Origin of the sequence: Pseudomonas sp. GZD-209 (genome assembly GCF_049310485.1) — a bacterium.
GTDB classification, from domain to species: Bacteria; Pseudomonadota; Gammaproteobacteria; order Pseudomonadales; family Pseudomonadaceae; genus Aquipseudomonas; species Aquipseudomonas sichuanensis.
The window spans coordinates 33,097-41,768 of the sequence record NZ_JBMOWQ010000094.1; the positions used below are offsets into that span (position 1 = coordinate 33,097).

The window sequence follows — 8,672 nt, forward strand, 5'->3', positions numbered from 1 at the left end:
ACCCTGCTGGCAGGATGCCCGTCTACACTCGACTCAGACCCCCTGATCGAGAGGCCGTTATGCCCTTGATGCCGGCCCTCCTGTTGCTGCTCCTGATGGTCTGGAACACAACGGCCGGCGCCCTGACCCTGACTGACGAGGAACAAGCCTGGCTCAGCGCACACCCGCAGCTGCGCCTGGGCGTAGACGCTTCATGGCCGCCCTTCGAATTTCGCGACCAGGAAGGCCGTTACCAGGGACTGGCCGCCGATTACATCGCCCTTATCCAGGAGCGCCTGGGCGTCACGCTCAAACCGATCGAGCCCAGCAGCTGGACCGAGGTGCTCGAGCAGGCGCGCAACAACCGCATCGACCTGCTGCCCGGCATCATGTCCACCCCGGAACGCCAGAGCTATCTGGCCTTCACTCGCCCCTACCTGGACTTCCCGATCGTCATACTCGCCCACTCCGGTGGCGCGCAGCCGCGCAGCCTCAAGGACCTCTATGGCCTGAAGATCGCCGTGGTAGAAAACTACGCCCCCCACGAGCTGCTGCGCACGCACCACCCGGACCTCAACCTGGTGGCCATGCCCAACGTCAGCTCGGCGCTGCAGGCACTGGCCACCGACGCCGTGGACGCCGTGGTCGGCGACCTTGCCTCGAGCATCTGGAGCCTGCGCCAGCTCAAGCTCGATGGCCTCTACGTCAGCGGCGAAACGCCCTACCGCTACCAACTGGCCATGGCCGTGCCACAGCAGCAGAAGATTCTCGTGGCCATCCTCGACAAGGTCATGGCCGACATGAGCAACAGCGAAATCAGCCATATCCAGCAACGCTGGGTGGGCAATGTCGTCGATCAGCGCACCTTCTGGCATGACATGCTGCTGTACGGCCTGCCTGCAGTCCTGCTGCTGGTGGCCATCCTCGCTGCGGTGATTCGCGTCAACCGCCGGCTGAGTTCGGAAATTTCCCGGCGCATCGCCCTGGAGCAAGAACTGCGCAGCAGCGAATATCACTATCGCGGCCTGGTCGAGAGCCTGTCGGCGATCGCCTGGGAGGCCGACGCCAACGATTTCACCTACAGCTATGTTTCGCCCCATGCCGAAGGCCTGCTCGGCTACCCGCTGAGCGAATGGCTCAAGCCCGGTTTCTGGCGCAGCATCCTGCACCCGGAGGACGCCCTCTGGGCTCAGGCCTACTGCGAGAGCGAGACCGCCGCCGGGCGTGATCACAGCCTCGACTATCGGGTGATCCGCGCCGATGGTCACGCCCTGTGGGTGCGCAACATCGTCAGCATGATCGAGCACGGCCACAAGCCCCTGATGCGCGGCCTGATGATCGACATCAGCGAAACCAAACACACCGAGGACGCCCTGCGCCTGTCGGAGCAGAAGTTCGCCTCGGTATTCCAGCAGTGCCCGGACATCCTGCTCATCGCCCGGCAAAGCGACGGCTGCCTGCTGGAGGTCAACGAAGCGTTCGAAGAGCAGATCGGCTTGAGCCCGAACCAGGTACTTGGCCGCACCGCCACCGAACTCGACCTGTGGGGCGTCGCCGGCACCGGCCCGATCATGCTCGAACGCCTGCAGCGCAGCGGTGTGCGCAACCTCGAGATGACCTTCCGCCGCAGCAACGGCCAGCTGTTCACCGGCCTCACCTCCGCCGAAGCCTTCGACCTCGATGGCACCCGGGCCCTGGTGGTGGCGGTGCGCGACATCAGCCAGCTGAAAGAAACCCAGCAGCAACTGCAAACCTCGGAAGAAAAGTTCGCCAAGGCCTTCCATGCCTCCCCCGACGGCCTGCTGCTGTCGCGCCAGAGTGATGGCCTGCTGCTGGAGGTCAATGAAGGCTTCTGTCGCCTGACCGGTTACGACATAAGCCCGAACGTCGACCAGACCTCCCTGGACCTCGGCATCTGGGTCGACCTCAACGAACGCCAGCGCCTGATCGAACGGCTCCAGCGCGAGGGCGCTGTGCGCGACTTCAGCTGCCATATCCGCCGCAGCGACGGGCAGATCCGCCTGTGCGAGCTGGCCGCCCGGCCACTGCCGATCGGCGGCGTCGACTGCATGCTGACCATCGCGCGTGACATCACCGAACGCCACCTGATGCAGGAAAAACTGCAGCTGGCGGCCACGGTGTTCGAGAACACCGCCGAAGGCGTACTGATCACCGACATCGACCAGCGCATCAGCGCGGTCAACCGCGCCTTCAGCGAGATCACCGGCTACAGCGAGATCGAAGCCCTCGGCCAGACCCCTCGCCTGCTTGCCTCCGGCCAGCACGACAGCGCCTTCTACCTCGCCATGTGGCACCAGTTGACCGCCGAAGGCCACTGGCAGGGCGAAATCCACAACAAACGCAAGAACGGCGAGCTCTACCCCAGCTGGCTGACCATCAGCGCCGTGCGCAACAGCGAGCGTGAGATCACCCACTTCGTCGCCGTATTCGCCGACATCTCCAGCCTCAAGCACGCCCAGGCCAAGCTCGACTACCAGGCCCACCACGACCCACTGACCGGCCTGCCCAACCGCACGCTGTTCGAGAGCCGCCTGCAGGCCGTGCTGGCCTGCGCCCAGGTCTCCAACCGCCAGGGTGCGGTGCTGTTCCTCGACCTCGACCGCTTCAAGCACATCAACGACAGCCTCGGCCACCCGGTCGGCGACCTGCTGCTCAAAGGCATCGCCCAACGCCTGAAGGAGCAAGTGCGCGACGTTGATACCGTGGCCCGCCTGGGGGGTGACGAATTCATCATCCTGCTGCCCGGCCTGCACAAGCCCGACGACGCCAGCGCCATCGCCAACAAGCTGCTGGCCTGCTTCCATGCCCCCTTCCAGGCCGGCGAGCATGAGTTCTTCACCAGCGCCAGCATCGGCATCAGCCTCTACCCACAGGACGGCACCGACGTTGCCACCCTGATCCGCAACGCCGACGCCGCGATGTACCGCTCCAAAGCCAAGGGCCGCAACCGGGTCGAAGCCTACACCCGCGACCTTACCGCCCAGGCCAGCGAACGCATCGCCCTCGAGCACGAACTGCGCCGCGCCATCGAACGCAACGAGCTGAGCCTGTGCTACCAGCCCAAGTTCAGCCTCAAGACCCAGGGCCTGGTGGGCGCCGAGGCGCTGATCCGCTGGACCCATCCCACCTTCGGCGAAGTGCCGCCCGAGCAGTTCATTCACCTCGCCGAAGAGAACGGCACCATCCTCCAGCTTGGCGACTGGGTACTGGAACAGACCTGCCGGCAGATGCACGCGTGGAAAAAGAACTACCAGTCCTTCGGCCCGCTCTCGATCAACCTCGCCGGCGCCCAGCTGCGCCAACCGAACCTGGCCAAGCGCATCGAGCAACTGCTCAGGACCTACCAGCTCAAGGCGGGCGACCTGCAGCTGGAGATCACCGAGAACTTCATCATGAGCCAGGCCGAAGAAGCCCTGGCCGTGCTCTACCAACTCAAGCAGCTTGGCGTACAACTGGCCATCGACGATTTCGGCACTGGCTACTCCTCGCTCAGTTACCTCAAACGCCTGCCGCTGGACATCCTCAAGATCGACCAGTCGTTCATCCGCGGCCTGCCGGATGACCCCCACGACGCTGCCATCGCCCGCGCGATCATTGCGCTCGGGCGCAGCATGCAGCTCACCATCATTGCCGAGGGCGTGGAGAACCAGGCCCAGCAGCGCTTCCTCGCCGCCGAAGGCTGTGAACAGATCCAGGGCTACATAGTCAGCCTGCCCCTGCCGCCCGCCGAGTTCGCCGCTACCTTCCTGCGCATAGCACTATCGGATCTTTCGGATGGCACGGTATCGAAACCCTCGTTATAATCCGCCGCACCTGCTGAGGGCCTATAGCTCAGTCGGTTAGAGCAGAGGACTCATAATCCTTTGGTCCACGGTTCGAGTCCGTGTGGGCCCACCAGAAATACAAAAGCCGCGCTTATGCGCGGCTTTTTCGTATCTGCCTTCTCACAGTGACCGGGCCCACGACTCGCCCCCCTTCCGGCTGGTGCGTATCTGAGGCAGGCTAGCGAACCTACTGCCGAGACCCACCATGTCAGATCCCCGCGCCATCGCCCTCGACGAAATCGACCGCCAGCTGATCGCCCTGTTGCAGATCAATGCCCGCGAAAGCGTCGCCACCCTCGCCCGGCAGCTCGGCATCGCCCGCACCACGGTGAACTCGCGCCTGGCACGGCTGGAGAAGAGCAAGGTGATCACCGGCTATGGCGTACGGCTTGGCCAGCGCCTGATCGGTGGCGGGCTGCAAGCCTATGTGGGGATCAAGGTGCAGCCGCGCGCGGGCAAGGAGGTGGTGCGGCGGCTGTCGGCCATGGGCCAGGTGCAGCAGCTGTGCGCGGTCAGTGGCGAGTTCGACTATGTGGCCTGGCTGCACAGCGATTCGCCGGAACAGCTGGACCAGTTGCTCGACCAGATCGGCAGCCTCGACGGGGTCGAGAAGACCACCACATCGATCATTCTCAGCAGCAAGGTAGACCGCGGGCAGCCGGGCTGACTGCCCCACGGTAGGCCGTCAGGCCTCCATCGCGTCGAGCAGGCCATCCGCCAATGCCCGGATGGTTTCAGCCGAATGCACGATCGACCAGATCATCGCCCGATTCGCCTCGGGCGCGTGATGCAGGGCGTAGTCGTCGGCGATTTCCTGGATCGCGGACGCCAACATGCTGGTATGCACAAGCGCGTCGGCGGCATCGACGCCCGGGCGGACGGTGAAGATGGGCGGGTGACTGGACTGGCAGGTGCAGAACGAACGCTCGGTGGTGGGGTTCAGTTTCAGGGGTGGGTCGGGGACGATTTTCTTCATGGGTACAGCCTCCATAACCGGTCAGAGAAAAGACCGCCACGCAGCCTTCTCACGGGAATGGGTGGCAGCCATGCACGGGGTGAGAACCGGCAACTTGGAGGCTGAATCCGGCCAGGCAAAGCCTGCCCGCGCACAGCTGCCATGACAGCATGCCTCCAAGAAAAGATTGCTGGGTTCTCACGCCCAGTCACCGAATGTGCGGCGACCGCAAGAAAGTAGCCGTGAAGAATTACCCGTGCAGCCAGACCAGAACGACAAGACAAGTAGGATAATTCCCTATCTTTAGATGGTCTGTAGGAATGGTTGGATAGCCCATCGCCGCAGATGCCGAGCAGACGGGGTACCCCAAGGCTACAGCCCTGTATCTGCGACATATCCAGCAATTCTCTCCCCCTCCCGCTTCTCCCCTCCCCATTTAGGCTGACAGCAGTCCGCCCTATTGACGCTTTGGCAACCACGTCACAAACTATACGCAGGATACGTACAAAAGCATGGATGCGCTATTTGTCGAATTACCCGCCTTCGAGCGCTATCGCCCTCAACTTCTGGACGATGAGGATTTCCGCTTGCTGCAGCGCTTGCTGCTGATGCACCCACATGCCGGCGATGTCATCAAGGGCACGGGAGGCCTGAGGAAGGTGCGCTTCGCGGACACTCAACGGCACAAGGGCAAACGCGGTGGCACGCGGATCATCTACTACTGGTGGTCTGCCGGGCAGCAGTTCTGGCTGTTCACGCTATACGGCAAGGACGTCCAGGACGACCTGACAGCCCAGCAACGCCAAGCGCTCAAGCACCTGCTGGAGCGCGAATACCTGATGAGGACAACCAATGCCACGCAACATCTTCACTGAACTCACCGAAGGCTTCGACGCCCTCGCCGGCGAACGGGCCGGCAAGCTCACCCTGCGCTCGCACAAGGTCGAGTTCGAACAGTTGGCACCGCTGGTACCCAACGAGCTGATCGAACTGCGCCAGCGCCTGAACATGTCACGCGCGGTGTTCGCCGCCTACCTGCGCACCAACGCGCGCACATTGGAGAACTGGGAACAAGGCCGCTCCCAACCCAACGCCCAGGCCATCGCCTTGATCCGCCTGGTGCAGAAGTACCCCGAGACAGTCGAACATCTGGCCTCGTTGAACTGATTCGTCGATATGAGATGCCACAGCATCATAACGACGAAATAAACGACATAACGACGCCACTCTGCATCTTATTTACGAACACCGCGCTTCATAAAATGGCCACCAGTCATTCTCTATACTCAGGCTCCGCCCCCTGCGCAGCCTCTCTGGCAAGGTCATTACATGAACAAGAACAACCGCCACCCCGCCGACGGCAAGAAACCCATCACCATCTTCGGCCCGGACTTCCCCTTCGGCTTCGATGACTGGCTGGAACACCCGGCCGGCCTGGGCAGCATCCCCGCGGCGCGGCATGGCGAGGAAGTGGCGATTGTCGGCGGTGGCATTGCCGGGCTGGTGGCGGCCTACGAACTGATGAAACTGGGCCTCAAGCCGGTGGTGTACGAGGCGTCGAAGCTGGGCGGGCGCCTGCGTTCGCAAGCCTTCAATGGCACCGATGGCATCGTCGCCGAACTCGGCGGCATGCGCTTCCCGGTATCGTCCACGGCGTTCTATCACTACGTCGACAAGCTGGGCCTGGAAACCAAACCCTTCCCCAACCCGCTCACCCCTGCCTCGGGCAGCACGGTAATCGACCTCGAAGGCCAGACCTACTACGCCGAAAACAAGGCCGACCTGCCGCAGCTGTTCCACGAAGTGGCCGATGCCTGGGCCGACGCCCTGGAAAGCGGCGCACAATTCAGCGATATCCAGCAGGCCATCCGCGACCGCGATGTGCCACGCCTGAAAGACCTGTGGAACAAGCTGGTGCCGCTGTGGGATGACCGTACCTTCTATGACTTCGTCGCCACCTCGCGCTCGTTCGCCAAGCTGAGCTTCCAGCACCGCGAAGTGTTTGGCCAGGTAGGCTTCGGTACCGGCGGCTGGGACTCCGACTTCCCCAACTCGATGCTGGAAATCTTCCGGGTGGTCATGACCAACTGCGACGATCATCAGCACCTGGTCGTCGGCGGCGTCGAGCAGGTACCGCAGGGTATCTGGCGCCATGTGCCGGAACGTTGCGCCCATTGGCCGGCCGGCACCAGCCTGCGTTCGCTGCACGGCGGCGCACCGCGCACCGGGGTCAAGCGCATCGCCCGGGCCTCCGATGGCCTGCTGGCCGTTACCGACAACTATGGCGACGTACGCCACTATGCGGCGGTGCTCACCACCTGCCAGAGCTGGCTGCTGACCACCCAGATCGACTGCGAGGAGGCGCTGTTCTCGCAAAAGATGTGGATGGCCCTGGACCGCACCCGCTACATGCAGTCGTCGAAGACCTTCGTGATGGTCGACCGGCCATTCTGGAAAGACAAGGACCCAGAGACCGGCCGCGACCTGATGAGCATGACCCTGACCGACCGCCTGACCCGCGGCACCTACCTGTTCGACAACGGTGACGACAAGCCAGGGGTGATCTGCCTGTCCTACGCCTGGATGAGCGACGCCTTGAAGATGCTGCCGCACCCGACCGAAAAGCGCGTTCAGCTGGCCCTCGATGCACTGAAGAAGATCTACCCCAAGACCGACATCGCCGGGCACATCATCGGCGACCCGATCACCATTTCCTGGGAGGCCGACCCGCACTTCCTCGGCGCCTTCAAGGGCGCGCTGCCGGGCCACTATCGCTACAACCAGCGCATGTACGCGCACTTCATGCAACAGGACATGCCCGCCGAGCAGCGCGGCATCTTCATTGCCGGTGACGACGTGTCGTGGACCCCGGCCTGGGTGGAAGGCGCGGTGCAGACTTCGCTGAACGCGGTGTGGGGTATCATGAACCACTTCGGTGGCCAGACCCACCCGGACAACCCAGGCCCAGGCGATGTGTTCGATGAAATCGGACCGATCGCCCTGGCCGACTGAGCGAAGGAGTAGCGTGATGCGCATCGCCCTGTTCCAGGGCACGCCCGGCCCCCTGGACGTGCCCGGCAACCTCGAACGCCTGCAGCACCAGGCCCAGCTGGCTGCCCAACAAGGCGCCCAGCTGCTGGTGTGCCCGGAGATGTTCCTGAGTGGCTACAACATTGGCCTGGACCAGGTGGAACGCCTGGCCGAGGCCGACGATGGCCCTTCGGCGATGACCGTGGTGGAAATCGCCCAGGCTCAGCGCATCGCCATCGTCTACGGCTACCCCGAGCGGGCCGACGACGGCGCGATCTACAACAGCGTTCAGTTGATCGACGCCCACGGCCGCAGCCTGTGCAACTACCGCAAGACCCACCTGTTCGGCGAACTTGACCGTTCGATGTTCAGCCCGGGCGCCAATCACTTCCCGGTGGTCGAGCTGGACGGCTGGAAGGTCGGCCTGCTGATCTGCTACGACATCGAGTTCCCGGAGAACGCCCGGCGCCTGGCACTGGCCGGCGCCGAGCTGATCCTGGTGCCGACGGCGAACATGGCGCCCTACGACTTCGTCTGCCAGGTGACCGTGCGCTCGCGGGCGCAGGAGAACCAGTGCTACCTGGTGTACGCCAACTACTGTGGCAGCGAAGGCGAGATCCAGTATTGCGGGCAGAGCAGCATCGTCGGGCCGGACGGCAGCCTGCTGGCGATGGCCGGGCACGAGGAGTGCCAGTTGCTGGTGGACCTGGAGCATGAGCAGGTGCTGAAGGGACGCCAGGCGTTTCCGTATCTGGCGGACCTGCGCCGGGACTTGCACCTGCGTCAGGGCTGATCAGGCCATCGCGGGGGGGGGGGAGGGCCCACAAAACAGCAAAAGCATCGTGGGGGGGGGGGTGTTACCC

7 protein-coding genes and 1 tRNA gene are annotated in these 8,672 nt (G+C 63.7%); 7 read left to right on the top strand and 1 reads right to left on the bottom strand.

The window, feature by feature from the left end; translation table 11 throughout:
* The first annotated feature begins 59 nt into the window (after positions 1 to 59).
* The 3 genes from ACO6VM_RS12320 (at position 60) to ACO6VM_RS12330 (ending at position 4,491) form a co-directional block, all read left to right on the top strand.
* Entirely contained in the window at positions 60 to 3,803 is a 3,744-nt protein-coding gene (locus ACO6VM_RS12320; RefSeq protein WP_401057631.1) for a bifunctional diguanylate cyclase/phosphodiesterase, read from the top strand.
* A gap of 17 nt (positions 3,804 to 3,820) precedes the next feature.
* Positions 3,821 to 3,897 (top strand) — tRNA-Ile (locus ACO6VM_RS12325).
* Positions 3,898 to 4,029: 132 nt separating this feature from the next.
* Positions 4,030 to 4,491, top strand: coding sequence for an Lrp/AsnC family transcriptional regulator (locus ACO6VM_RS12330; protein WP_347148849.1), 462 nt, complete (start codon positions 4,030 to 4,032; stop codon positions 4,489 to 4,491).
* A gap of 18 nt (positions 4,492 to 4,509) precedes the next feature.
* Here the strand turns inward: ACO6VM_RS12330 and ACO6VM_RS12335 are convergent, their stop codons facing one another.
* Positions 4,510 to 4,800, bottom strand: coding sequence for a DUF3077 domain-containing protein (locus ACO6VM_RS12335; protein ID WP_110994300.1), 291 nt, complete (start codon positions 4,798 to 4,800; stop codon positions 4,510 to 4,512).
* A 491-nt stretch (positions 4,801 to 5,291) separates the two neighbouring features.
* On the opposite strand from ACO6VM_RS12335, the gene ACO6VM_RS12340 reads away from it, so the two are divergent.
* The 4 genes from ACO6VM_RS12340 (at position 5,292) to ACO6VM_RS12355 (ending at position 8,602) form a co-directional block, all read left to right on the top strand.
* Positions 5,292 to 5,654, top strand: coding sequence for a toxin (locus ACO6VM_RS12340; RefSeq protein WP_422403332.1), 363 nt, complete (start codon positions 5,292 to 5,294; stop codon positions 5,652 to 5,654).
* Positions 5,632 to 5,946: a transcriptional regulator gene (locus ACO6VM_RS12345; RefSeq protein ID WP_347148852.1), complete on the top strand. Its 315-nt coding sequence runs from the start codon at positions 5,632 to 5,634 to the stop codon at positions 5,944 to 5,946. The genes ACO6VM_RS12340 and ACO6VM_RS12345 overlap by 23 nt, the downstream gene beginning before the upstream one ends.
* Positions 5,947 to 6,108: 162 nt before the next feature.
* Positions 6,109 to 7,791 carry a flavin monoamine oxidase family protein gene (locus ACO6VM_RS12350; protein ID WP_125857196.1) on the top strand — a complete coding sequence of 561 codons (1,683 nt, stop codon included), beginning with the start codon at positions 6,109 to 6,111 and terminating at the stop codon, positions 7,789 to 7,791.
* 16 nt (positions 7,792 to 7,807) lie between these two features.
* The gene (locus ACO6VM_RS12355) at positions 7,808 to 8,602 is read left to right on the top strand and encodes a carbon-nitrogen hydrolase family protein (RefSeq protein WP_401057628.1); all 795 of its coding nucleotides are present in this window, start codon (positions 7,808 to 7,810) and stop codon (positions 8,600 to 8,602) included.
* Positions 8,603 to 8,672: the final 70 nt, after the last annotated feature.

Coding starts and splice junctions, on each gene's coding strand:
- ACO6VM_RS12320 (WP_401057631.1), top strand. CDS start 60: ATGCCCTTGATGCCGGCCCTCCTGTTGCTGCTCCTGATGGTCTGGAAC.
- ACO6VM_RS12330 (WP_347148849.1), top strand. CDS start 4,030: ATGTCAGATCCCCGCGCCATCGCCCTCGACGAAATCGACCGCCAGCTG.
- ACO6VM_RS12335 (WP_110994300.1), bottom strand. CDS start 4,800: ATGAAGAAAATCGTCCCCGACCCACCCCTGAAACTGAACCCCACCACC.
- ACO6VM_RS12340 (WP_422403332.1), top strand. CDS start 5,292: ATGGATGCGCTATTTGTCGAATTACCCGCCTTCGAGCGCTATCGCCCT.
- ACO6VM_RS12345 (WP_347148852.1), top strand. CDS start 5,632: ATGCCACGCAACATCTTCACTGAACTCACCGAAGGCTTCGACGCCCTC.
- ACO6VM_RS12350 (WP_125857196.1), top strand. CDS start 6,109: ATGAACAAGAACAACCGCCACCCCGCCGACGGCAAGAAACCCATCACC.
- ACO6VM_RS12355 (WP_401057628.1), top strand. CDS start 7,808: ATGCGCATCGCCCTGTTCCAGGGCACGCCCGGCCCCCTGGACGTGCCC.